The organism is Leifsonia soli (assembly GCF_013408745.1).
Taxonomy (GTDB): Bacteria; Actinomycetota; Actinomycetes; order Actinomycetales; family Microbacteriaceae; genus Leifsonia; species Leifsonia soli.
In genome coordinates this window covers 3,121,046-3,145,072 of record NZ_JACCBJ010000001.1, presented here as the reverse complement: position 1 = coordinate 3,145,072, position 24,027 = coordinate 3,121,046, and the positions used below count along the sequence as shown (strand labels likewise).

Genomic DNA, 24,027 nt, shown 5'->3' with positions numbered 1-24,027 from the left:
CGGAAGCTGGGGCCCGATTCGAGGTTGCTCCGACGCGAGCGTAGGCTTTCCTCCGTGCTTCTGTGCTTCTCGTCGAGTCACCGGACGGCTGACTTCGACCTCCTGGAACGGCTCGAGCGTCATGCTCCGGCCATCACCGCCGCACTCTCGGAGCACAGCGACATCGTCTCGGGCTCTGTCGTCCTCGCGACCTGCAACCGCTTCGAGGCCTATCTCGACATCGACGAGCCGCTCCCGGCCGCCCGCGCCGTCTCCACCGAGGCCGTGCTGGATGCGGTGAGCACCGCAGCGGGCATCGACCCGGACCTGCTCCGCGGCGCGAGCGCCGTGTACAGCGACCACGCGGTCGCCGAGCACCTCTTCGCCGTGACCAGCGGCCTCGAGTCGGTCGTCGTCGGCGAGGGCGAGATCGCCGGCCAGGTGCGCCGCGCGCTCGACGCGGCTCGCCGCGACGGCTCGGTGACGAGCGAGCTGGAGCGTCTGTTCCAGGTCGCCTCGCGCACCTCACGCGGCGTGAAGAACCGCACCGGGATCATGACGGCCGGCCGCTCCCTCGTCCGCCTCGCGCTCGATCTCGCCGAGAGCCGGGTGACCGACTGGGCGATGACGCGCGTGCTGCTCGTCGGCACCGGCAAGTACGCGGGCGCCAGCCTCGCCGCCCTCCGCGACCGCGGCGTCACCGACGTCCGGGTGTACTCGCCGTCGGGGCGCGCGGCCAAGTTCGCCCTCTCGCACGACATCGCTCCGGTCGAGGCCGACGGCCTGCTGGACGCGCTGGCGGAGAGCGACCTCGTCGTCACCTGCTCCGCGGTCACCGACTACGTCCTCACCCGGCCGCTCCTGGCCGAGGCGGTCGCCCGCCCCGACGCCACCGAGCGCCGTCTCGTCGTCGACCTCGGCCTGCCCCGCAACGTCGACCCGGCCGTGGGCGAGCTCGCCGGAGTGGAGCTGCTCGACCTCGAGACCATCAGCATCCATGCGCCGCTGACCGAGCTGCAGGCCGCCGACGACGCGCGCACCATCGTGGATGCCGCCGCCGCCGAGTACCGTGCGCGGACCGCCGAGCAGGAGGTCACCCCGGCCCTCGTCGCCCTCCGCACGCACGTCTTCGACATCCTGGACGCCGAGATCGAGCGCGCACGGCGCCGGGGAGACGGCAGCGAGCAGACCGAGGCGGCCCTGCGCCACCTGGCCGGCGTCCTGCTGCACACCCCGTCCGTCCGCGCCCGCGAGCTGGCCCGCGAGGGCGACGCGGAGTCGTTCATCGCCGGGGCAGCGGCCGTGTTCGGCATCGACGTGGACGTGGACGCCGAGCGCGCCCGTCCCCGCCTCACCGCCGTGGACGACGAGTCCGCGGCATCCTGAACCGCAGCATCCCGCACCACACAGCACGAGGAGCGACCGTGAGCGACGAAGCCACCACGACCGCCGTCATCCCGCCGCACGGCGCGAGCGGCCTGCCATACGCCGCCGAGCAGCTGCGCACAGAGCGCCTGCTGCTGCGCCCGCTGAACACGGGCGACCTGGAGGACGAGCACGCCTACCAGAAGCTGAAGGACGTCGTCCGCTACCTCTACTGGGAGGTGCACGACCACGACGAGTCCGCGGAGCACCTGCGCAAGCGGATCGCGATGAACCGGCTCGCCGAGAACGGCGACGGCATCGTCTTCGCCGTCGAGCTGGCGGACGCAGAGGGCGGCGCCGGCCGCGTGATCGGCGACATCAGCCTGTTCCTGAAGAACGCGACCTGGGGCAAGTTCGAGATGGGCTGGGTCTTCCACCCGGCCGTGCACGGCGCCGGCTATGCGACGGAGGCGGTCCAGCGGGTGCTGGAGCTGTGCTTCGACACCCTCGGCGCCCACCGCGTCTTCGCCCAGCTCGACGCGCGCAACGACGCGTCGGCCCGCCTGTGCGAGCGGCTCGGGATGCGCCAGGAGGCTCTGCTGCGCGAGACCGAGATCTTCAAGGGCGAGTGGTCGGACACCGCCGTCTACGCCATCCTGGAGCAGGAGTTCCGCTCGGCGCGGTGACGGTGCGGCTTCCTCAGTAGGATGGACGGGTCCCCACACACCCGCACCGCACAGGGAGCACCATGGCCGCACCGTCGAGACTGGATTCCGTCATCACGCTGGCTCAGCACCGTGGATTCGTCTTCCCCTCCGGAGAGATCTACGGCGGCACCCGGTCGGCGTGGGACTACGGTCCCCTCGGCGTCGAGCTGAAGGAGAACATCAAGCGCGAGTGGTGGAACGCCTTCGTGCGCGGCCGCGGCGACATGGTGGGCCTCGACTCCGCCATCATCCTGCCGACCGCCGTGTGGGAGGCCTCCGGGCACGTCCAGGTCTTCAGCGACCCGCTGACCGAGTCGCTCATCACCCACAAGCGCTATCGCGCCGACCACCTGTTCGAGGCGTACGAGGCCGAGCACGGCCACCCGCCGGCGAACGGCCTCGACGACATCCCGGACCCGGACCACCCGGACAAGGTCGGCCAGTGGACGCCGATCCGGCAGTTCTCGGGCCTCATGAAGACCTACCTCGGCGTCGTCGACGACGAGTCCGGCCTGCACTACATGCGCCCGGAGACCGCGCAGGGCATCTTCACCGACTTCGCGTCGGTGCTGCAGACCTCGCGCAAGAAGCCGCCGTTCGGCATCGGCCAGATCGGCAAGGCGTTCCGCAACGAGATCACGCCGGGCAACTTCATCTTCCGCACCCGCGAGTTCGAGCAGATGGAGATCGAGTACTTCGTCGAGCCCGGCACCGACGAGGAGTGGTTCGACACCTGGATCGACCTCGCCTGGGAGTGGTTCACCGAGCTCGGAATCAAGCCGGAGAACATCCGCCGGTTCGAGCACCCGAAGGAGTCGCTCGCCCACTACTCGAAGCGGACCATCGACATCGAGTACCGCTTCGACTTCGTCGGAAGCGAGTGGGGCGAGCTGATGGGCGTCGCCAACCGCACCGACTTCGATCTGAAGACCCACATCGAGCACTCCGGCAAAGACCTGAGCTACTTCGACCAGAACAAGAACGAGCGCTACGTGCCGTTCGTGATCGAGCCGTCGTTCGGTCTGACCCGCGCGCTCATGGCGTTCCTGGTCGACGCGTACGACGAGGAGCAGGTGCCGAACGCCAAGGGCGGCACCGACAAGCGCACCGTGCTGCGCCTCGACCCGCGTCTCGCCCCGGTCAAGGTCGCCGTCCTCCCGCTCTCGCGCAACGAGGCGCTGTCGCCCCTCGCCCGCGGCCTCGCCGACCGGCTGCGCAAGCGCCGCAACGTCGACTTCGACGACTCGGGCGCGATCGGCCGCCGCTACCGCCGGCAGGACGAGATCGGCACGCCGCTCGCGGTGACGGTCGACTTCGACTCGCTCGAGGACGACGCCGTGACGGTCCGCGACCGCGACACGATGCAGCAGGAGCGCATCCCGCTCGAGGGTCTCGACCGCTACCTCGCCGAACGGCTCCGCGAGATCTGACGCGCGCGGGCCCCGGCATCCTCTAGCCTGTCCTCGGACCGAGCCCACCGCGACGGAGGCCCGAATGAGCGACGCAGACACCGACCGGACGACGTCGGCGTCCCCGGACGCACCGGCGTCCGGGGCCTCCGGGCAGCGCGGCGAGGGCTTCGGCCGGATGCTGGCGCGCTATGCGCAGGTCGCTCCCGCGAGCATCGCGCTGGCCGTCGTGGTGCTCGCCACGTCCATCGTCACCGGGACACTGTGGAGCGCGGCGACCGTCGGCGGCGATGCGCTCGTCTGGGCGGCCGGCGTCACCACGACCATCCGGGCCGGCTTCTGGTGGACCCCGGTCACGGCGCTCTTCGTGCCGGAGGACCTCGCGCAGACGATCGTCGTGGTCGTGCTCGCGCTCACTGTGATGGCCGCGGCGGAACGTCTGCTCGGCACCGCCCGGACCGTTCTCGCCTTCCTGGTGACCGGAGTGCTCGGCGTCACCGTCGGGGTGCTCCTGCAGTGGGGCGCGGCGAGCATCGGCGAGCTGTGGGCGACGGTGACCGAGTTCGACTTCACGCTCGACCCGACGGTCGGGATCGTGGGAACGCTCATCACGGCGAGCGCGTTCGCCAGCGCGCTGTGGCGGAGGCGCATCCGGCTGCTCACCTTCGCGGTCGTGCTCGTCTTCGTGCTCTACAACGGCGACCAGAACAACGTCTACCGCCTGATCGCGGCCCTGCTCGGCCTGGCCCTCGGCGCGCTGCTGCGCCGTGGCGGCCTGCGGCGGCTGCATCGCAGTTCGCACGCCGAGACCCGTACCCTGGTCGCGGCGGTCATCGCCATCACGGCGTTCGGTCCGCTGCTGGCGCTGCTCCCGCCCGGCGGGTTCGGCCCGCTCTCGTTCGTGGCCTCGCTGTTCGAGCGGCCCGACGTCGACGTCGCCGCGGTGATGGCGCGCTGCGACGTGTCGTACACGAGCAACTGCCGCAGCCAGCTGCTCATGGTGTCGGTGCAGGGCGCCGGTCCGCTGCTCCTGTCGGTGCTCCCCCTCGCCCTGCTCCTCCTGACCGCCATCGGGCTGCGTCGCGGACGCCGCTTCGCGCTCATCCTCGGCATCGCCGTCAATGCAGCGATGCTGCTCCTGCCGTTCACCGCGCTCGGCGGCGACATCGACCTGCGGGTGCAGAGCATCGAGTCCCTCACCCCCGCGATCGAGGTGCTGCTGTGGCTCCTGGCGGCCCTGCTGGTGCCCATCGCGTCGATCGCCCTGCTGATCGCCACACGCCGGCAGTTCCAGATCCGGTCGCCGCGCGAGGCGGCCGTCCGCTTCGCGATCATCGTGTTCTGCACCTTCGCGCTGCTCGCCCTCGCATACCTGATCGCCGGCCTGGCCTCCCTCACCGAGTTCGTGCCGGACGCGACGGTCGCCGACGTGTTCTCCTCGACCCTGCGCCGGTTCGTCCCCGCCGGCTTCCTGTCGCTTCTCGGCACGCCGATCGTCCCCACCGCGCCGATCGTGGTGGTGCTCTACCACTGGGTCGGGCCCGTGTTCTGGATCGTGTTCATCTTCGCCACGCTGCAGCTGTACCGTGCGACGTTCACCGGCCGCACGCTCGCCGACGAGGAGCACTTCCGGTCGCTGCTCCGCCAGGGCGGCGGAGGCACGCTCGGCTTCATGGGCACCTGGCCGGGCAACGTGTACTGGTTCAGCTCCGACGGCGAGTCGGCGATCGCCTACCGCGTCATCAACGGGATCGCCATCACGCTCTCGGACCCGGTGTGCCGTCCGGAGCGCGCGGAGCGCACCATCGCCGAGTTCGTGCAGTTCTGCGACGCCAACAGCTGGACGCCGGTCTTCTACAGCATCCACGGCGCGTACCTCCCGGTGTTCCATGCCCTCGGCTGGCCGACGATGTCCGTCGGCGAGGAGACGCTGATGCACCCGCAGACCTTCGACCTCGTCGGAAAGCCCTGGCAGAAGGTGCGGCAGGCGCACAACCGCGGAGTGAAGGCGCGCATCTCGACGCTGTGGACGACCTGGGACGACCTGTCCCCGCTCATCCAGACCCAGATCGCCGCGGTCAGCGAGCAGTGGGTCTCCGAGAAGGAGCTGCCCGAGATGGGCTTCACCCTCGGCGGCATCGACGAGCTCAAGGACCCGGACGTGCGGCTGTACCTGGCGTTCGACCCCGACGGCGGACTCCAGGCCGTGACCAGCTGGCTGCCGAGCTGGCGCGACGGGCGGGTGGTCGGTTACACGATCGACTTCATGCGCCGTGCGGACGGCTCGATGTCCGGGATCATGGAGTTCGTCATCGCCTCCGCCGCCCAGCACATGCGCGACGAGGGCATCGAGGTGCTCAGCCTGTCGGGCGCGCCGCTCGCGACGAAGCCGATCGACGAGGGCGACGCGGACGAGCCGACGGCGATGGACCGGCTCCTCGCCTTCCTCGCGCGCACGCTCGAGCCCGCATACGGGTTCGCGTCGCTGTTCTCCTTCAAGAGCAAGTTCAACCCCACCTACGAGACCATCTACATGGCCTACCCCGACCCGGTCGCGCTCCCGGCCATCGGCAACGCGATCAGCAAGGCGTACCTGCCGGACGCCAACGCGCGCGAGTACGTCGCGCTCGCCCGCACGCTCATCCGGTAGCGTCGCCGCCGCCAGGTGCAGGGTCGGTCGTCGATCCCGCTGCCAGAGCGGCGACGGCCTCGATCTCGACCGATTGGTTACGTGCCGCGGTGGTACACCTCGATCTCCGAGAGCCCGTTGTTCGCGCCGTACCCCTCGTCGACCGTGAACACGACCCAGGTCACATGGCGCGGAAGGAAGGAGATCGTCCGGCTCGCTCCGTTGTTCTCCAGGAAATCGACGAAGATCTTCGAGCGGTCACTCATGTGCAGCGTGCCGCTCCGGGCCCAGTCCGTGCCGTTCGGCCGGTCCGACAGCCTGATCTCGTCGATGGTCTGGCTGGAACTCCACTCGAGTTTGATGTACGGGGTGAGGTCGCCCGCGGACGCCCACTCCCCCGAGCCGCTCGTACCGACGATGCCGTCGACGGCCTTCGACGCACCGTACCTGCCGTCGAACTCCGACGAAGCCGTCACGGTCGCCTCCCGGGCCAGGTTCTTGTCCGGGTCCTCCGACGGGTCGTCGATGAGGGCCCAGTACCGGGGGTCCGCAGGCGACGTGTTGTAATTCCACTCGAGCGCGCGATACAGCTTCGCGTCCTCGGCCCACTTCGTCGACGACCACGCGACCCTGTCCCCGGGCGCATACCACGCGTTGCGGACCCAGAACGGCGACCAGTCGATCGGCGAGGTCGGAGTGGTGTCCGGGGGGTCGGCCGCCACGGCCGGTGCGGTCGCGCCGACCGCCGGCGACGCGAGCAGGAGGGCGGATGCGGCCGCAACTCCTCCGGTGCGCAGGATCTTCATGTCGTTCTCCTTCTCCGAAGATGGATGGACGGATCGAGACGGTGAGTCTCGTAGCCTCCATCTCTTACGGAGTGCGACGCAGCGGATCCATGACGCGGCATCCGGGAATCGTTATCCGGCTGTCAGACGTCCGGACCCGGCCGGCCACGCTCGGAGTCGCGCCGGATCCTCCGCGCGATCAGGAGCCAGGTCAGTCCGCTGGCCACCACGAACACGAGGTCGAACAGCAGGATGGCACCCCCGCGCGCGGCCGCCGGCCACGGCGCGTTCTGGGCCAGCCACGCCGCTCCGTTGAAGATCCCGTGCGCGGCTGCGACGCCGAGGTAGGCCGCGACGACGCGGAAGGTCAGCCGGAAGCGGCCGTTCCGCGTCGCACCGAAGACCGCCGCCGCGAGGAGAGCCGTGAACACCGGATGCAGGAACGGCCCGGTCAGCTCCCTCCCGATCGCCGTGCCCACGAACAGACCGAAACCCAGCGGGTCGTCCTGCCCCCGCGCGAAGGCCTCCTGCAGGTAGCTCAGGTTCTCGATGACGCTGAACCCGAGGCCGACCGCGCCGCCGACGAACAGGCCGATCCTGGCGTTCTTGACCGGCAGCCGCAGCGCGAGGAGCACGGCCGCGGTCACCTTGACGAGCTCCTCCACCACCCCGGCGAGCACCAGGGGCAGGCCGCTCGGATGCGACGCCGTCCCGCCGCTGAGCACGTTGATCAACGTGTTGACCGGCGCAGCGACCAGCGTCGCGGCGAGTCCGCCGACGCCGGCGATGATGACGAGCCGGGAGGCGGTGAGGCCGTCGGCAGGCTTCAGCCGGTACGCCATCGTGTACAGGATGGCGGCTGCGACGGTCGCCGCGCCCGTCACAAGGAGGTACGGCGAGAGCACCGCCGGTCCGTCGTCGTCCGCGTGCGGCGCGATCGCCTGGATCAGAAGGCTGAAGCCGAACAGCCAGAGCCAGATGAAGAGGCTCGAGCCGACGAGGATCCACCCGCCGAACCGCCCCATCCACTTGCGCGGGGGTTTTGGCTTCGCAACCGGCTGCGACGGCTGGGGGGAGGGGACCGGGTGCGTGTACGCGGTCCATTCCGCGCCGCTCCACCACCGCAGCGTGCCGGCGTCGTACGGGTCTCCATACCAGCCGGGAGGCGGAGCGGTGGACGGTGCGATGGTCACCGGGCAAGCATACGAACTCCGCCGCCCGCGCACGCATCCCGCGTCCGGGCGACACGGCGAGCCTGCTGAGACGCGGCGAGCGGCCCTGAGATCCTGGTTGCCGAGCACCAGGAGAGTCAGCATGCGCTTCACCACAGTCCGCGAGAAGACGGTCGTGATCGTCGTCCTGCTCGCGGTGAACGCGGTGCTCGCGCTGCTCTTCGACGCACTCCACTCGGAACCCGCATCGATCGTCCTGACCGTGCTGCAGACGCTCGGGTGGTATCTGGTCACACGGGTGTTCCGCGGCCCGGGCGAGCCGGTCGCCGCCGCACGACCCTGGTGGCGCATGACGAACCGGCCGCTGCTGAGCGGCGTGTTCGCCGCGGTGTACGGGCTGCTCGCCGTCGTCAACATCGGCTTCTCGTTCGCGGGATTCGGGAGCGCCTCCGGGACGGTGTCGATCATCGCAGAACTCGTGCTCGGCGCCCTGTTCGCGCTGTCGTACCGCCGGCTGTCCGCGCTGGCCCACGCCGCCGCCTGACCCGTAGGCTGGGCGCATGACGCTCGACTCCGGCATCCGCACCGACGAACTCGACCCGGCCGTCCGTCCGCAGGACGACCTCTTCCGCCACGTGAACGGGAAGTGGCTCGAGGCCACCGAGATCCCCGCCGACAAGGCGCGCTGGGGCTCGTTCATGATCCTCGCGGAGGAGTCGGAGGCGGCGGTCCACGAGATCGTGGAGAAGGCCCAGAACGCAGCCGAGGGCACCGAGGAGCGGAAGTTCGGCGACCTCTTCACGAGCTTCATGGACGAGGAGCGCATCGACGCCCTGGGTGTGGAGGCGATCCGCGACGAGCTGACCTTCGCCGAGGGCGTCGACAGCATCCCGAGCCTGCTGAAGACCGTCGCGAAGCTGGAGCGCCGCGGCCTCGGCGGCTTCTACCAGCTGTTCGTCGACAACGACCCGGGCGACCCGGAGCGCTACCTCGTCTTCCTCGAGCAGTCGGGCATCTCGCTGCCGGACGAGTCGTACTTCCGCGAGGAGCGGTTCGCACCCGTCCGCGCGGCGTACGTCGACCACATCCAGAAGATGTTCGAGCTCGCCGGCTGCGACGACGCCCCCGAGCGCGCCCAGCGCGTGTTCGACCTGGAGACCCAGATCGCCGGAAAGCACTGGGACAACGTGGCCTCCCGCGACTCGGAGAAGACTTACAACCTGTACGACTGGGCGGACGCGAAGGCCGTGTTCACCGGCGGCGCCGCCGACGGTCAGGCCGCCGACCTCGACGTCTGGGCCGAGGGCCTGGACGCGCCGCAGGGAGCGCTGGCCGAGGTCGTCCTCCGCCAGCCGTCGTTCACCGCCGGGCTGGCGTCCCTCCTCACGGAGGACCGCCTCGAGTCGTGGCGCGACTGGCTGACCTGGCAGGTCATCCACGGCGCCGCCCCCTACCTCTCCGGCGACTTCGTCGAGGCCAACTTCGACTTCTACGGCCGCACGCTGACCGGGACCCCGCAGATGCGCGTGCGCTGGAAGCGCGGCGTCTCGCTGGTCGAGGGGGCCATGGGCGAGGCGGTCGGCCGCATCTACGTCGAGCAGCACTTCCCGCCGGCCGCCAAGCAGCAGATGGACGAGCTGGTCGCCAACCTGATCGAGGCGTACCGGCAGAGCATCCGCACCCTCGACTGGATGGGCGAGGAGACCAAGGAGCGGGCGCTCGACAAGCTCGAGAAGTTCACCCCGAAGATCGGATACCCGGTGAAGTGGCGGGACTACTCCCGCCTCGAGATCGACCCGACGGACCTCGTCGGCAACGTGCGCGCCGCCGCGCTGTTCGAGTTCCAGCGCGAGCTCGGCAAGATCGGCTCGCCGATCGACCGCGACGAGTGGTTCATGACGCCGCAGACCATCAACGCGTACTACAACCCCGGCTTCAACGAGATCGTCTTCCCCGCGGCCATCCTGCAGTTCCCGTTCTTCGACCCCGACCGGGATGCGGCGGCCAACTACGGCGCCATCGGCGCGGTCATCGGACACGAGATCGGCCACGGCTTCGACGACCAGGGCTCCAAGTTCGACGGCGACGGGCGGCTCGAGGACTGGTGGACCGAGGCGGACCGCGCGGCCTTCGAGAAGCGGACCGCGAGCCTGATCGAGCAGTACAACGCCCTCGCTCCCGCTCAGGTGCCCGAGCACCACGTGAACGGCGCCCTCACCATCGGCGAGAACATCGGCGACCTCGGCGGTCTCGGCATCGCCTGGAAGGCGTACCTGCTCTCCCTGAACGGCGAAGAGCCTCCCGTGATCGACGGGCTCACCGGAGCGGAGCGGTTCTTCCTCTCCTGGGCGCAGGCCTGGCAGCAGAAGGGGCGCGACGAGGAGGTCATCCGTCTGCTGGCGATCGACCCGCACGCGCCGAACGAGTTCCGCTGCAACCAGATCGTCCGCAACATCGACGCCTTCTACGACACCTTCCAGGTCGGAGACGGCGACCGGCTCTGGCTCCCCCCGGCGGAGCGCGTCACCATCTGGTGAGTCGGCGGCCGCCGATGTCCGCGCTCCCTGGCCCCCGATCACGGGGTAACATCGACCCTGTCGTCGCCGCGGGCAGCCCTGCGGCCCCGACCGCGGGGCCGCAGAGAGGCCGCCGCAGTTCCGGTACACCGCACTCGGATGAAAGACCCAGCGACACAGTGACGATCCAGGCGCAAGAGTCCGCACGGCGGGCCCGGCAGGCGACCACCCGCCGCGGGCGCCACCGCGCTCCCGGATCGACCGAGACCTTCAGCCGCGGGTTCGACGCCTTGGGACGGCTCGCCGTCTCGGGCGTGCAGGTCTCTGCGCGGGCGACGGATCTCTCCACCGGTGCCGTGCTGTTCTCGGTCGACGACCACGTGGTCATGCCGACCGCGAGCATCGGCAAGGTGCTTCTGCTGGTGGAGGTGGCGGCGCGCCTGCAGTCCGGCCAGCTGAGCCCCCTCGCGCACCTCGACCGCGACACCCGCGACATCGCGGGCGAGTCCGGCATCTGGCAGCACCTGCACGTCCCGTCCCTGCCCGTCGCCGACCTGGCCGCGCTCGTCGGCGCGACCAGCGACAACCTCGCGACGAACGTGCTCCTGCGCCGCGTGGGGCTGGAGGCCGTCAGCGCACGCACGGAGTCGCTCGGTCTGACCCGCACCGCGCTCCTCGACCTGGTGCGCGACCACCGCGGTCCGGACGACGCCCCGCAGCTCTCGGTCGGAAGCGCGAACGAGCTGACCTGGCTGTTCTCGGCGCTGGCCCGCGGCGAGATCGTCAATCCGGCCACCAGCCAGCGCGTCATCTCGTGGCTGTCGCTCAACAGCGACTTCTCGCTCGTGTCCAGCGCGTTCGGTCTCGACCCGCACTCGCACCGGCACCCGGAGCACGGCATCCTGCTCGTCAACAAGACGGGGACGGACGAGGGCGTTCGCAGCGAGGTCGGCGTTCTCCGCGGCCCGCGCGCCGGCGTGACCTACGCGGTCTCGACGTACTTCGACGACACCAGCCTTCCCGAGCGCCTCGCCGTCATCGAGGGGATGCGCGCGGTGGGGTTGGACCTGCTGGAGTACGTGTTCTGACCGCCGGCCGACGGCCGCGGCGTCACGGCTCGCGCGCGCTGCGCACCTGCTCCCACTCCGCGATGAGGCCCGGAAGGCGTCCCTGCACGAACCGGTAGAACCCGGCCATGTCGCGCAGCCGTTCGGTCGCTGGCGAGTCGGGGTCGCCGACGGCGGCGAGACCCGCCTCCGCCTGATCGGCGAGGACCCCGTAGATCGGGCTGTTGCGCACCATGAGCGCGTACCAGTCGCTCGGGATCTCGTACCGGTCGCGCCGGCTGCCGGTCTGCGAGAGGCGCCGGATGATGCCGAGCGTCTGCAGGTAGCGGACGGCTCCCGAGATGGCCGCCGGGCTCACTTCGAGCCGCTCGGCGAGCTCGGCGGCGGTCAGTCCCGGCGTCTCGGTCACGGTGAGCGCCATCAGCACCCGGGCCGGCATCTTCGGGAATCCGGCCGCCGTCAGCACGGCAGCGGAGTGCTCCATCACCTCGGCGAGCGCCGCCTCGTCCTGGGCCATGGGCACCGTCCCGTCTATCCGATCGCGAAATCCCGGCGGCGGATCAGGACCGCCGCGCCCGCGAGCGCGACGACCGTGATGCCGAGCATCCAGTATCCACCGGTCCAGTCGACGTCGCCGACCACGACCGGTGCATCGGCGAACGGCGAGAGGTGCCGCACGCCCTCCGGCAGCTTGATCAGCCCGCCGAAGATGCCGATGAAGGCGCCGAGACCGAGCGCGGCCCAGCCGACCGGCGCCGTCCAGCTCGGGACCAGCACGAACACCAGCGTGAGGACCCCGAGGTAGACGAGCGCGACGGGCACCTGTGCCGCGGCGGCGGAGAACGAGTCGCCGATCGTCGACACGTCCTCACCGGCGGCGACCGCCGACAGGCCGGACGCGACGGCCCCGGCGAGGAGCACGGCCAGCACCGCGATGACGCCGACCGCGACGTACGAGAACAGCCACCGCGTGCGCGTCAGCGGCGCGGACATCACCAGCTCGGCCGCCCCCGACGCCTCCTCCTGGCGGAGCCGGATCACCGCCTGCACCGCGCAGGCCGCCGCCAGCACGCCGATGATCGAGAAGATCGCCGAGATGAACAGCTGGGCGAGCGGGCCGGACCCGCCGCCCCCGATGCGGCCGATCGCCAGCCGGATGCCCGACAGGGCCGGGTTCTCTGCGATCGAACTGTTGATCAGGTTGGCGAGCGCACCGGCGAGCAGTCCGCCGAGCGCACCGCCGACCGTCCAGCCGAGCACGGTCGGCCACTGCAGCCGCCAGGCCAGGCCGAAGATGCCGCCGAGGTTCGGGCGCGCGTTCGCCCGGCCCGCCCGCTCCGGGATGAGGCCGGCCCCGGTATCGCGGACGGACTGCAGGCCGTACACCGCGGCGATCAGCACGGCGGCGAGGCCGAGTTGCAGCAGGAGCGGCCGCCAGTCGTCGGCGGTGTACGGCGCGAACTGCTCGCCCCATCCGATCGGGCTGAGCCAGGTGGGCCACGCGGAGCGCAGGTGCGTGCCGTCGCCGAACGGCGTGCCCATCGCATCGCCGATCCCCCGGACCACGTAGGCGAGGACCACGACGGCCGCCGCGAACCCGTTGGCCCCGCGGGACGTGCTGAGCAGCTGGGCGAGCAGAAGTCCGACGGCGAAGAACGCAAAACCTGCACCCGCGGTCGCGGCGCCCGCGACGAGCGAGCCGTAGGCCGGGAGGCCGCCGCCGATGAAGCCGACCGCGGTGGCGACGGCGAGGACGATGTTCACCAGGACCGCGTGCAGCACGGTCGCCGTGGTCGGCAGCAGACGCGCGGCGGGAGTCGAGCCGACCAGTTCCGCCCGGCCGGACTCCTCCTCCGCGCGGGAGTGCCGGACCGCGAGGAAGGTGTTCATGAGCCCGGCCAGCAGAGCGAGGAACGTGTAGATCTCGAAGAAGGTGACCGCGGCGAGCGACGTGCCCTGCGGGAGTCCGCGCAGGACCAGGATGGTCGGGTCGGCGATCGCCAGGCGGATCAACTGCAGGCGCCCGGTCGCGTCGCCGTAGGTCTGATCGATGGCGGACGCCGAGAACAGCGCGAGCAGCGCGATGCAGACGAGCCAGATGAGCAGCTGCCACCGGTCTCGGCGCAGCCGCTGCCGCATCAGCACGAGGAGGGTCGTGCCGGCACTCGGACGCGGGATGGCTTCGCCCGTCCGCGCGGAACGCAGCGGTGCGGTGGTCGTCGTCATCGTGACGCTCCGATGCGTTCATCGGCCGTCACGTCGTCGCCGTAATGGCGGAGGAACAGCTCCTCCAGCGAGGGAGGCGCGACGGTGAGGCCGCGCACCTCCAGCCGCGAGAGCGACCCGAGCAGCGCCGGGACGGCGTCGCTGTCGGCCGTGAACCGCACCCGGCCGTTGACCACCCTCAGGTCGTGCGTGCCGGCGAGCGCTGTGACCGCATCCTGGGAGACGCCCTCCGCGCTGAACGAGAACTCGGTCCGGGTGAGGTGGCGGAGCTCGTCGAGCGTTCCCGTCTCCACCGTCCGTCCGGACCGGATGATGCTCACCCGGTCGCAGAGCTGCTCGACCTCCGAGAGGATGTGGCTCGACAGCAGGACCGTCGCTCCCGCGGCGGCGACGCGCTGGATCTCGGCGTTGAACACCGCCTCCATGAGCGGGTCGAGGCCGCTGGTCGGCTCGTCCAGGATGTACAGGTCCGCCGGTGTCGCGAAGGCGGCGACCAGAGCGACCTTCTGCCGGTTGCCTTTCGAGTACGCGCGGCCCTTCTTGGTCGGGTCGAGCTGGAACACATCCATCAGACGCTTCTTGCGGGCTGCGTACTGCGCGTGGTCGGCCGTGCCGCCGCGCAGGCGTGCGAGCAGGTCGATCGCCTCGCCGCCGGAGAGGTTGGGCCAGAGGGTGACATCGCCGGGTACGTAGGCGAGCCGCTGGTGGAGGGCGACCGCGTCCTTCCAGGGGTCGCCGCCGAAGACGGCAGCGTGGCCGCCATCGGCCCGGGCGAGGCCCAGGAGGACTCGGATGGTGGTGGACTTCCCCGCGCCGTTCGGGCCGAGGAAGCCGTGGACCTCTCCCGGCGTCACCGTCAGGTCGAGGCCATCGAGAGCATGTACGCGGCCGAACCTCTTCTCGAGGCCGGCGACGTCGATCACGGCATCCATGGGCGGGATGCTACGCCTTTTTCAGTAATTTGTGAAAGTTGTGTTTTCCGGCGTGTCAGGCCTGACCGCACTGGACCGATTCGATGCCCACGTAGTCGTAGTCGGACGCGTCGTCCGGGATGGTCAGCTCGTAGGGGACGCCCGCCTCGAGATCGACCGTGGTGCTCCACGAGTCGAGGGTCTCGCCGTCGGGGGTGTCGGCGAAGGTGGCCATGACCGTTGCGCCCGCGCAGGTCTGGCCGGGCGTCAGCTCGAAGGTCCAGCCGTCGACGTAGTGGACGTGCACGCCGTCGACGTCGTAGTCGTCGACGGCATCCCCGAAGCCCGGGTCGGACGGCTCCTGCGTCGGCTCATCCGACGGGTCGCCGGACGAGCCGCCGCCCGGGTCGCTCTCGTACGGGGAGGCGCTGGCGGTGCTGCCGGCCTGGGCGATCCGGCTCGCGCCTGCGCCGATCGAGACCATCACGAGCACCGCGACCAGCAGGATGGCCAGGCCGCCCACGATGCCGCCGACCGTGATGCCCACGATCGCGCCGGTCGACATCCGATTGCGCGGCGGCGGAGGCGGATAGCCCTGGTACGCGCCCGCGTAGGGGCCCCCGGTCGCGGCGTGGCCCGGCGCGCCGTACGGTGGGCGGCCTGCGAAGGGAGGCTGCGGCTGGGATGCGTACGGCTGAGGCGGAGCCCCGTGCGGCGGATACGACTGCGGCGGGTACGGCTGCGACGGCGCTCCCTGCGCCGGGTACGGCGACGTCGGAGCACCCTGCGGCGGGTACGGCTGCGTCGGCGCGTTCTGCGCGGAGGGCGGTTGCCACGTGGATGCCGCGACGAGCGCACCCCGTGCCGCGGTCAGGGCGTCACGCCGCTGCGTATCGCCGCCCGCCTCCGCCAGTCGCGTCTGATAGGTGCGCTCCACGTCATCGCGGGTCGCCGAGGGCGACACCCCCAGCAGTTCCGCTGCCTCGTCAGGACTCACCGCGCCCCCCGTTCACCTCACGCGTCTGCGTCGATCGTAGTGGCGCACCGCGCGATGCGCGCTGCCCGCGAACGCGGGGTCACGCCGGCCCGCCCGCAGAGCCGTCAGACGAGGGCCGCGCCGAGCCCGCGCGCCAGCCCGGGAGCATCCCGCCTGCCGGGGCGCTCCGCCGTCGCGATCTCCCCGAGCTCGCGGATGACACGGGCGTAGTAGGCCGCCGCGACGCCCGTGCGATACGCGGCGGGCTGCAGGTCGGCCTCGTTGCGCAGGCGGATCTCGGCGCGGGCGGCCTCGATGGGCGTGATGATCTTGACGCCGGCGCGGTACCGGATCAGCCGATGCACCCACTGGTCCAGCGGCTCGGGCAGGCCGGCGGGCACCCGGTCGTGCTCCGTCGCCAGGGAGGTGCGGGAACGCGCCCCCGGCGCGCCGACACGGGCCGTTCCGGCCGCCGCGGCCTCACGCTCGGCCGCGCGCCGGTCCGCCGCCATGACCGACAGGAGGTCGTCGTGCCGGTTGGCCTGGCGCGACAGCACATCGAGCTCGTCGAGAGCCGTCGTGTACTCCTCGTCGTAGTCGGCGTAGTCGGCCGGATGCGCGGCGCGGTCGTTCATGAGGTCGGCGCGGGCGGTCGTCGCCTGCGCCCGGGTGAGCACGGTGCGGCCGTTGCGCACACGCTCGAGCCGCCAGGTCCAGGTCGCGAGAGGTTCCGGCATCAAGTGGCTCATGTGTCCACTGTAGGAAGGGCCGCCGACATCGGGACGCCGACACGACGTCGGCGGCGCGGGCTAGCGTGGATGGTCGTGAGCATCCTTCTCCGCCGCCCGGTCGACCGCGAGATCCTGCGCCTCGCCGTGCCCGCCCTCGGGGCGCTCGTGGCGGAGCCGGTCTTCCTCCTCGCCGACTCGGCGATGGTCGGTCATCTCGGCGTCGCACCCCTCGCCGGCCTCGGCATCGCGAGCGCCGTGCTCCAGACCATCGTGGGGCTGATGGTGTTCCTCGCCTACAGCACGACGCCCGCGGTCGCGCGACGGCTGGGCGCGGGCGACGAACGCGGCGCCGTCGCTGCGGGCGTGGACGGCTGCTGGCTCGCGCTCGCCCTCGGAGTCGTCCTCGCCGCCGCCGGGTGGGCGGCCTCGCCGTTCCTCGTCGGCCTGTTCGGGGCGTCCGCCGACGTGAGCGAGCAGGCGTCGCAGTATCTGAGCATCTCGATGCTCGGGCTCCCGGCCATGCTGCTCGTCTACGCGGCGACCGGGCTGCTGCGCGGGCTTCAGGACACCCGCACGCCGCTCGCCGTCGCGGTCGCCGGCTTCGCCGCGAACATCGTGCTGAACTATGCGTTCATCTACCTCGCCGGGCTGGGCATCCGCGGGTCGGCGCTCGGGACCGTCGCGGCGCAGTGGGCCATGGTGCTGGTCTACGCGGTCATCGTCGCCCGGCACGCCCGGCGCGTCGGCGCCTCCCTCCTCCCGCATCACGCGGGCATCGGGCGGACCGCGCGCTCCGGCGGCTGGCTGTTCCTCCGCACGGCGAGCCTGCGCGCCGCCATGCTGCTGGCCGTCTTCGTGGCGACGCGGCTGGGCCCGGACGAGCTGGCCGCCTTCCAGGTCGCGATGACCGTTTTCGCGACGCTCGCCTTCGCCCTGGATGCGCTCGCCATCGCCGCGCAGGCACTCATCGGGAAGGGCCTCGGCGCCGGCGACCTCGAGAGCGTGCGCGCGGTGCTGAGGCGGTGCGTGCAGTGGGGCATCGGCGCCGGCGCGGTGCTCGGGCTGGCGACGATCGCGCTGAGCCCGGTCGCCGCGGCCCTCTTCACGAGCGACGCGTCGGTCGCCGCGCTGCTGCCCGTCTCGCTCGCCATCGTGGGCGCCGGCGCCCCGCTCGGCGGGTACGTGTTCGTGCTCGACGGGGTGCTCATCGGCGCCGGCGACGCGCGCTATCTGGCGCTCACCGGCCTCGCGAACGTCGCCGTGTTCGTCCCCCTCGCCGTCGCGGCCGCCGTCTGGGGCGGCCACGACGCCGCGGGTCTCGCCGCGCTGACCGCTGCGTTCGCCTTCGGCTACCTCGGCGCCCGGGCGGTCACTCTCGGCCTTCGCGCACGAGGGCGCACGTGGATGCGCGCTGGCGCGACGGTCTGACCTCTCGCCGAGCCGCAGGGACCGACGCGCGGACCGCTCTGCGAACCGCCGCGGGAACGCACCGCCGGTACGCCCGCGCGAACGCCCGCCGGCGCCTCCGCCGGAAGCTCTACGCCAGCCACTCCCGCGCCGCGACGACCAGCGCCCGCACCCCGGTGTCGATCGTCGGCTGCGGCAGCGGCGCGAAGAACGGCGAGTGGTTGGTCGGGATGTCGGTCTCGACCGTGCCCGCTGCCATCGCGGCACGCACCGTCTCCGGATCGGCCCCTCCGAGCATCCAGTACACGAGCGGAGCGCCCGCGGCCGTGGCGAGGTTGCCGACATCCTCGCTGCCGGAGAGCGCGCCGGGATGCAGCACACTGTCCGCGCCGAACTCGGCCGCGAACGCGGCGTTCACCCGCTCGGTCGACGCGGGGTCGTTCACGGTGACCGGGTAGCGCTCGCCCCACTCCAGGTCGGGAGCCTTCGGGGCTCCGGACGCCTGGGACTCCGCCTCGATCACCCGGTTCACTCCGCTCAGCACGCGCTGACGCACCTCTTCGTTGAAGCTGCGCACGCTGATGCCCAGCCTCGCCTCGGCCGCGATGATGTTGTTCTTCGTGCCCGCGTGCAGGCTGCCGACGGTGACGACGGCGGTCTCCTGCGGCGCGATCTCGCGCGACACGACCGTCTGCAGCCGCATGACGGTCGCCGCAGCCATCACGACCGGGTCGATCGTGGTCTCGGGCCGCGAACCGTGACCGCCGCGCCCGTGCAGCGTCACCTCCATCGTGTCGACCGCCGCCATGGCCGCGCCAGGATGCGCGCCGACCATCCCCGCCGGGTACGGCACCACATGCTGCCCGAGCACGACATCCGGAACCGGCACCTTCTCATACAGGCCGTCGTCGACCATCACCTGGGCCCCGCCGCCGTGCTCCTCGGCCGGCTGGAACAGCGCGACCAGGGTTCCGGACCACTCACCGCGGGAGCCGTTCAGCGCCTCGACGGCACCGAGCAGGCACGTGATGTGGATGTCGTGACCGCACGCGTGCATCAGCGGCACCGCGTTGCCGTCGTCGTCGGACACCGTCTCGGTCGAGGCCCACGCGAGCCCGGTCTGCTCGCGAACCGGGAGCGCATCCATGTCCGCCCGGAGAAGCACGGTCGGCCCGTCGCCGTTGCGCAGCACGCCGACGACCCCGGTCGTGGCGATGCCGGTGTGCACCTCGAGCCCCAGCTCGGTGAGCCGGTCGGCGACGATGCCGGCGGTTCTGTGCTCGGTGAAGGCGAGTTCGGGGTGGGCGTGCAGGTCGCGGTAGACGGCTTCGAGATCCATGCCGTCAGCCTACGGCCGGCGCCCCCGAGGAGTCCCGCGGGGCGGCGGTTGTGTTGCCCAGGTGGAAAACGCTCGTGAATGTGGAGGGAATCGGTTCCCCGCCCTCCAGCATCTCGACGACCGCACGTCCGGCCGCCCTGCCCTTGTCGACGGCGGGCTGCACGAGGGTCGTGAGGTCGTACGGCCAGAGGCCGTCGACGCGCACGCCGTCGAAGCCGACGACGCTGACATCCCCCGGGACCTCGAGCCCCAGCTCCTCGGCGGCGCGGATGACGCCCGCCGCGAGCAGGTCGCTCTGGGCGATCACGGCGGTCGGACGATGGCGCGCGTCGGCGAGGAGCGCACGACCAGCCGCTCGGCCCTCCTCCACGAACGACCCGCGGGTGACCCAGCCGGGTGCGTCCGGGAAGACGTCGCGGGCGCCGGCCAGCCGGTCGAGGGCCGTGGTGGAGCTGGCCGCGGCGAGGCGGTCCGGGGTGAGCGGCCCGCGGGCGCGGTCGCGGGTGAGCGAGAGAGCCACCACCGCGACGTCGCGGTGGCCGAGGTCGTACAGGTGCTGGGCGGCGACCCGGGTGGCCTCCCGGTTGTCCTGCCCGATCGTCGGGACGCCGTCGGCCGGGTCGCCCTCGATGGCGACGAGCGGGATACCGCGCCGGCGCAGCATGGCGACCGACTCGTCCAGCCGCGGGCTGCAGCCCACCAGCACCACCGCATCCATCGGGGCGTCCTCGATGCGCTGCGCGGCCTCGCCGGCGTCCGTGAGGATGAGCAGGCCCGCGTCGATCGCGCCGATCTCCTCCGTGATGCCGTCGAGCAGCGCGATCTTGATCGGGTCGCGGAAGGCGTCGCGCACGCGCTCCTCCATCACGACGCCGACGATCCCGGAGCGGCCGCGGCGCAGCGAGCGCGCCCGCGGGTCGGGACCGGCGTAGTTGAGACGCTTCGCCGCGGCGAGCACGCGCTCCCGGGTGGCGTCGGAGACGGGTCCGGTGCCGGAGAAGGCGAGCGAGGCCGTGGAGTTCGACACGCCGGCCAGACGGGCGACCGCGGCGAGAGTCGGCCGCGCGCCCGCCGGGGCTGTGCTGGGTTCGTTCACGTGTGCTAGCTTAGTCGAATCGTTTCGATCGAAACGATTCGAGCCGACGAACCCCCAGGAACCGCCCCGATGTCACAGCCGATCTCGACCACCGCGCGCTCCCGTCGCGAGCTCACCGCCTGGCGCAACGCGGTCTTCGTCATCTTCATCCTCTCCGGCCTCGCGCTGGCGACCTGGGTGGCCCGCATCCCGGGCATCCGCGACGACCTGGGGCTGGGCAAGGACCCGTCGGCGGTCGGACTGCTCATCCTCGGAATGTCGGTGGGCGCGATCCTCGGCCTCACCGTCTCCTCGCCCATCCTGGTGCGCTTCGGTCCGCATCGCGGGATGGTCGGCGGGCTCGTGATCGTCGCCGTCGGCATCCTGCTCATCGGGTTCGGGTCGACGGTCTTCCACTCCGTCCCCTCTGTCGCCGTCGGGCTGATCCTGCTCGGGTTCGGCAACGGGATGGTCGATGTGATGATGAACGTCGAGGCCACCGCCGTCGAGCGCGAGATCGGCAAGACGCTGCTCCCGCTCATGCACGCGTGCTTCAGCCTCGGGACCGTTGTCGGCGCCGGGATCGGGGCCGCAGCAGCAGCCCTCGGGATCGCGGTCGTCTGGCATCTGCTCGGCATCGGCGTCGTGGTCGTCGTCATCGCGATCGTCGCCGTCCGGTTCATCCCGCGCGAGGCCGAGCTGGGCGACGAGCAGGGGGAGAAGGAGCGCATCCCGTTCGGTGAGCGGATGCGCACGTCCCTCGCCGTCTGGGCCGACTGGCGGCTCATCCTGATCGGCGTCGTGATGCTCGGGATGGCGTTCGGCGAGGGCTCGGCCAACGACTGGATCTCGCTCGCCGTCGTCGACGGTCACGGCCAGGCGAACTCCGTCGGAGCACTCGTCTTCGGCTTCTTCGTGGTCGCGATGACGGTCGGCCGGGTGGTCGGCGGCCCGATCGTCGACCGCATCGGCCGGGTCAACGCCATCCGGATCACCGCCGGGATGGGCGCCGTCGGGCTGGTGCTGTTCATCGTGGGCGGCCCGATGTGGCTGGTCGTCGTCGGGACCGTGCTCTGGGGCTTCGGCGTCTCCCTGGGCTTCCCGCTCGGGATGTCGGCCGCGGCGGACGGTGCCGCGAACCCGGCCGCGCGGGTCTCCGCCGTCGCGATCATCGGATACTGCGCGTTCCTCGCCGGACCGCCGCTGATCGGCTTCCTCGGCCAGCACTTCGGCCTCCTCAACGCGCTGTTCCTCGTGCTCGCGCTGCTGATCGCCGCGTTCCTGGCCGCACCGGCCGTGCGCCCGGTCGCCGCGCCCGCGGAGCGCCGCGCCGCCTCCCCCGACCCGGCCTGACCCGCCCCGCTCCCCCGTCCCATCCCGCCGAGTTGCGACATCACGTCGCAACTCGGCGCGGATAACGGCAACGACTCTCAACTCACGAGTCACGACTCGGCGAATGGGACGGAATGGGACGGGACGGGACCGGACGAGGTCAGACGAAGCGGAGGCAGACGGGGGTCGGGACCGGGGACGTGCCGAGCAGGCGGAGGCTGCGGTCGGCGTCGTCGAAGGCCAGCACGGTGACCTCGTCGCTGTCCTGGCAGGCCGCCAGCACCCGGTCGCCGCCTGGCGCGATCACGAGGTCGCGCGGCGCGCGGCCGCCGACCGCGACGGAGTCCACCAGGGTCAGCCGCGACGCCTCCGTGTCGAACGCGAAGACCGCGACCGTGTCATCCCCCCGGTTGCTCACGAGCACGGTGCGGCCGGAGTCGCTGACGCACACCGCGGCCGGGAGGTTGTCGCCTTCCGCGCCGTCGGCCCGCGTCGTCGTGCTCTGGACCCGCACGAACCGGTCGCCATCGCGCCGCAGCACGTCGACGCTGGAGTCGAGCTCGTTCACGAGCACCACGTGGCGGCCGTCGGGATGGAACACCAGATGCCGCGGTCCCGCCGAGCCGAGCACCACCGTGGCCTCCGGGCGGAGGGTCAGCGCGCCCTCCTCCGAGAACGCGTGCCAGCGCACCTCGCCGATGCCGAGGTCCACGACGACGACGTCCCCGCTCACCGGGTCCACGCTCAGCTGGTGCACGTGGGGCGCATCCTGCCGCTCGGGATCGGGCCCGCGCCCCTCGTGCCGGACGAACGCCGTCCGCTCGCCGAGCGATCCGTCGTCGGCGAGCGCGAACACCGAGACCGTCCCTCCGCCGTAGGTGCCCGCGATGAGGAAGCGTCCGCTCGGGTGCACAACCGCGTGCGCAGGGGACGGGCCGCCGCTCGATGCGGAGCCGAGCTCCGTGAGCACGCCGTCGGCGCCGCGGGCGAAGGCGGCGACACCGCCGTCCGGCTCCGTCTCGCTCACCGCGTACACGTGGGCGTCGCCGGGCGCGGCCGTCACCCACGACGGGTTCTCGACCCGGGCCGCCACGGTCACGTCGGTCACCGCCGACCCGTCGAACCGGGCGGTGAGCACGCCCTGGGCGTGACCGTCGACGTGCGGGAGGCGATCGGTGTAGGTGCCGATGAGGAGCTCGTTGGCCATGCCGACCATCCAACCACCGACGCCGGCTGCACTTAGGATGTTGCGGTGCGCCTCGTCATTGCCAACTGCTCCGTCGACTATGCGGGACGGCTCAGCGCGCACCTGCCCCTGGCGACGCGGCTGCTGATGCTGAAGGCCGACGGCAGCCTCCTGGTCCACTCCGACGGCGGATCGTACAAGCCGCTCAACTGGATGAGCCCGCCCTGCACGCTGACCGTCGACGAGCCCGACGAGCTGCAGCGCGCGGCCGGGATCCGCGAGGTCTGGCGCGTCACCCAGGCGAAGACGGCCGACATGCTCGTGGTGTCCATCCACGAGATCCTCAGCGACACCTCGCACGACCTCGGCATCGACCCCGGGCTGCAGAAGGACGGCGTGGAGGCGCATCTGCAGAAGCTGCTCGCCGAGCAGATCCACCTCCTGGGCGACGGGCACGTGCTGGTCCGCCGGGAGTACATGACCGCAATCGGCCCGGTCGACATCCTCGCCCGGGACGCTGCGGGGGCGGCCGTCGCGGTCGAGCTGAAGCGCCGCGGCGACATCGACGGCGTGGAGCAGTTGACGCGCTACCTGGAGCTGATGAACCGCGACCCGCATCTGGCCCCGGTCCGCGGCGTGTTCGCCGCCCAGGAGATCAAGCCGCAGGCGCGCACGCTGGCGGAGGACCGCGGCATCCGCTGCCTGGTGCTCGACTACGACGCCATGCGCGGCCTCGACGACAGCGACAGCAGGCTGTTCTGATGGCACAGCCGAAGCCGCGCTTCCCGCAGAGCTACGAGAACGTCCCCGTCAAGAAGGCGCTGACCACCCTCGCCGCCGAGCCGACGCTGGAGCACCTGGATGCGCTCCTCGCCGCGGCGGCGAAGGGCGGCCTGGTGGTGGATGTGACCGGCTCGACCCCGCAGGACACCCGGCTGCGCACCATCAGCTCCACCACCGGCGAGGCGGTGCTCCCCCTCTTCACCTCGATGAACGCGCTGCGGGCGGCCGTCGCGCAGTCGGCGGAGGGCGAGGGCGCGCGCGTGCAGGCGGTCATCGTGCCTGCGGTCGAGGCGCTGGGCTTCATCCGCACCGCCGACTTCGTCGCCGTGCAGTTCGACCCGGCCGCCGCGCACACCATGGTCGTCGCGCGCTCGCACATCGAATCCGCCCTCAGCGAGCACTGACCGGCCGCCCAGATACGTCACATACCAT

Annotated in this window: 21 protein-coding genes; 11 read left to right on the top strand and 10 right to left on the bottom strand. The window is 71.5% G+C overall.

Going from position 1 to position 24,027, the window contains the following annotated elements:
• Window positions 1-54 precede the first annotated feature (54 nt).
• The 4 genes from BJ963_RS15245 to BJ963_RS15230 all read left to right on the top strand — a co-directional run bounded on the left by BJ963_RS15245 (window position 55) and on the right by BJ963_RS15230 (window position 6,110).
• A complete protein-coding gene (locus BJ963_RS15245) occupies window positions 55-1,365 on the top strand; it encodes a glutamyl-tRNA reductase (RefSeq protein ID WP_179457405.1) in 1,311 nt (436 codons plus the stop codon).
• A gap of 38 nt (window positions 1,366-1,403) precedes the next feature.
• Entirely contained in the window at window positions 1,404-2,030 is a 627-nt protein-coding gene (locus BJ963_RS15240) for a GNAT family N-acetyltransferase (RefSeq protein WP_179457404.1), read from the top strand.
• Between the two features lie 62 nt (window positions 2,031-2,092).
• Window positions 2,093-3,481 carry a glycine--tRNA ligase gene (locus BJ963_RS15235; protein ID WP_089915712.1) on the top strand — a complete coding sequence of 463 codons (1,389 nt, stop codon included), beginning with the start codon at window positions 2,093-2,095 and terminating at the stop codon, window positions 3,479-3,481.
• Between the two features lie 64 nt (window positions 3,482-3,545).
• Window positions 3,546-6,110 carry a bifunctional lysylphosphatidylglycerol flippase/synthetase MprF gene (locus tag BJ963_RS15230; RefSeq protein WP_179457403.1) on the top strand — a complete coding sequence of 855 codons (2,565 nt, stop codon included), beginning with the start codon at window positions 3,546-3,548 and terminating at the stop codon, window positions 6,108-6,110.
• Window positions 6,111-6,187: 77 nt separating this feature from the next.
• Here BJ963_RS15230 and BJ963_RS15225 read toward each other — a convergent pair whose 3' ends face one another.
• Together BJ963_RS15225 and BJ963_RS15220 are read right to left on the bottom strand one after the other, a co-directional pair.
• The gene (locus BJ963_RS15225) at window positions 6,188-6,895 is read right to left on the bottom strand and encodes a DUF7402 domain-containing protein (RefSeq protein WP_179457402.1); all 708 of its coding nucleotides are present in this window, start codon (window positions 6,893-6,895) and stop codon (window positions 6,188-6,190) included.
• A 122-nt stretch (window positions 6,896-7,017) separates the two neighbouring features.
• Window positions 7,018-8,067, bottom strand: a complete 1,050-nt coding sequence (locus tag BJ963_RS15220; protein ID WP_343037297.1) for a PrsW family glutamic-type intramembrane protease — start codon at window positions 8,065-8,067, stop codon at window positions 7,018-7,020.
• Window positions 8,068-8,188: 121 nt separating this feature from the next.
• On the opposite strand from BJ963_RS15220, the gene BJ963_RS15215 reads away from it, so the two are divergent.
• From BJ963_RS15215 to BJ963_RS15205, 3 genes are all read left to right on the top strand, one after another.
• Window positions 8,189-8,590 (top strand): hypothetical protein, encoded by a 402-nt coding sequence (locus BJ963_RS15215; RefSeq protein WP_179457401.1) that lies wholly within the window; start codon window positions 8,189-8,191, stop codon window positions 8,588-8,590.
• A gap of 16 nt (window positions 8,591-8,606) precedes the next feature.
• The gene (locus BJ963_RS15210) at window positions 8,607-10,583 is read left to right on the top strand and encodes a M13 family metallopeptidase (RefSeq protein WP_179457400.1); all 1,977 of its coding nucleotides are present in this window, start codon (window positions 8,607-8,609) and stop codon (window positions 10,581-10,583) included.
• 158 nt (window positions 10,584-10,741) lie between these two features.
• Window positions 10,742-11,650 carry a serine hydrolase gene (locus BJ963_RS15205; RefSeq protein WP_089915727.1) on the top strand — a complete coding sequence of 303 codons (909 nt, stop codon included), beginning with the start codon at window positions 10,742-10,744 and terminating at the stop codon, window positions 11,648-11,650.
• A gap of 22 nt (window positions 11,651-11,672) precedes the next feature.
• Here BJ963_RS15205 and BJ963_RS15200 read toward each other — a convergent pair whose 3' ends face one another.
• From BJ963_RS15200 to BJ963_RS15180, 5 genes are all read right to left on the bottom strand, one after another.
• Window positions 11,673-12,146 (bottom strand): GbsR/MarR family transcriptional regulator, encoded by a 474-nt coding sequence (locus BJ963_RS15200; RefSeq protein WP_089915729.1) that lies wholly within the window; start codon window positions 12,144-12,146, stop codon window positions 11,673-11,675.
• 14 nt (window positions 12,147-12,160) lie between these two features.
• Window positions 12,161-13,855 (bottom strand): ABC transporter permease, encoded by a 1,695-nt coding sequence (locus BJ963_RS15195; protein ID WP_179457399.1) that lies wholly within the window; start codon window positions 13,853-13,855, stop codon window positions 12,161-12,163.
• Window positions 13,852-14,787 carry an ABC transporter ATP-binding protein gene (locus BJ963_RS15190; RefSeq protein WP_179457398.1) on the bottom strand — a complete coding sequence of 312 codons (936 nt, stop codon included), beginning with the start codon at window positions 14,785-14,787 and terminating at the stop codon, window positions 13,852-13,854. Before BJ963_RS15190 ends, BJ963_RS15195 begins: the two co-directional genes overlap by 4 nt.
• Window positions 14,788-14,842: 55 nt before the next feature.
• Entirely contained in the window at window positions 14,843-15,763 is a 921-nt protein-coding gene (locus tag BJ963_RS15185) for a hypothetical protein (protein WP_179457397.1), read from the bottom strand.
• 104 nt (window positions 15,764-15,867) lie between these two features.
• Window positions 15,868-16,491: a hypothetical protein gene (locus BJ963_RS15180; RefSeq protein WP_179457396.1), complete on the bottom strand. Its 624-nt coding sequence runs from the start codon at window positions 16,489-16,491 to the stop codon at window positions 15,868-15,870.
• Window positions 16,492-16,560: 69 nt separating this feature from the next.
• Between BJ963_RS15180 and BJ963_RS15175 the strand changes: the two genes are divergently transcribed.
• Entirely contained in the window at window positions 16,561-17,901 is a 1,341-nt protein-coding gene (locus BJ963_RS15175) for an MATE family efflux transporter (RefSeq protein WP_179457395.1), read from the top strand.
• 109 nt (window positions 17,902-18,010) lie between these two features.
• On the opposite strand, the gene BJ963_RS15170 is transcribed toward BJ963_RS15175, so the two are convergent.
• Together BJ963_RS15170 and BJ963_RS15165 are read right to left on the bottom strand one after the other, a co-directional pair.
• Entirely contained in the window at window positions 18,011-19,219 is a 1,209-nt protein-coding gene (locus BJ963_RS15170) for an amidohydrolase (RefSeq protein WP_179457394.1), read from the bottom strand.
• Between the two features lie 4 nt (window positions 19,220-19,223).
• Window positions 19,224-20,315 carry a substrate-binding domain-containing protein gene (locus tag BJ963_RS15165; protein WP_179457393.1) on the bottom strand — a complete coding sequence of 364 codons (1,092 nt, stop codon included), beginning with the start codon at window positions 20,313-20,315 and terminating at the stop codon, window positions 19,224-19,226.
• 69 nt (window positions 20,316-20,384) lie between these two features.
• Here BJ963_RS15165 and BJ963_RS15160 point away from each other — a divergent pair, with 69 nt between their 5' ends.
• Entirely contained in the window at window positions 20,385-21,647 is a 1,263-nt protein-coding gene (locus tag BJ963_RS15160; protein ID WP_179457392.1) for an MFS transporter, read from the top strand.
• A gap of 139 nt (window positions 21,648-21,786) precedes the next feature.
• Here the strand turns inward: BJ963_RS15160 and BJ963_RS15155 are convergent, their stop codons facing one another.
• Window positions 21,787-22,833, bottom strand: a complete 1,047-nt coding sequence (locus BJ963_RS15155; RefSeq protein WP_179457391.1) for a lactonase family protein — start codon at window positions 22,831-22,833, stop codon at window positions 21,787-21,789.
• A gap of 45 nt (window positions 22,834-22,878) precedes the next feature.
• Here BJ963_RS15155 and nucS point away from each other — a divergent pair, with 45 nt between their 5' ends.
• Both nucS and BJ963_RS15145 read left to right on the top strand, forming a co-directional pair.
• Entirely contained in the window at window positions 22,879-23,574 is a 696-nt protein-coding gene (nucS, locus tag BJ963_RS15150) for an endonuclease NucS (protein ID WP_179457390.1), read from the top strand.
• On the top strand, window positions 23,574-23,999 hold the full coding sequence (locus BJ963_RS15145) for an SseB family protein (RefSeq protein ID WP_179457389.1): 426 nt from the start codon (window positions 23,574-23,576) through the stop codon (window positions 23,997-23,999). Before nucS ends, BJ963_RS15145 begins: the two co-directional genes overlap by 1 nt.
• Window positions 24,000-24,027: the final 28 nt, after the last annotated feature.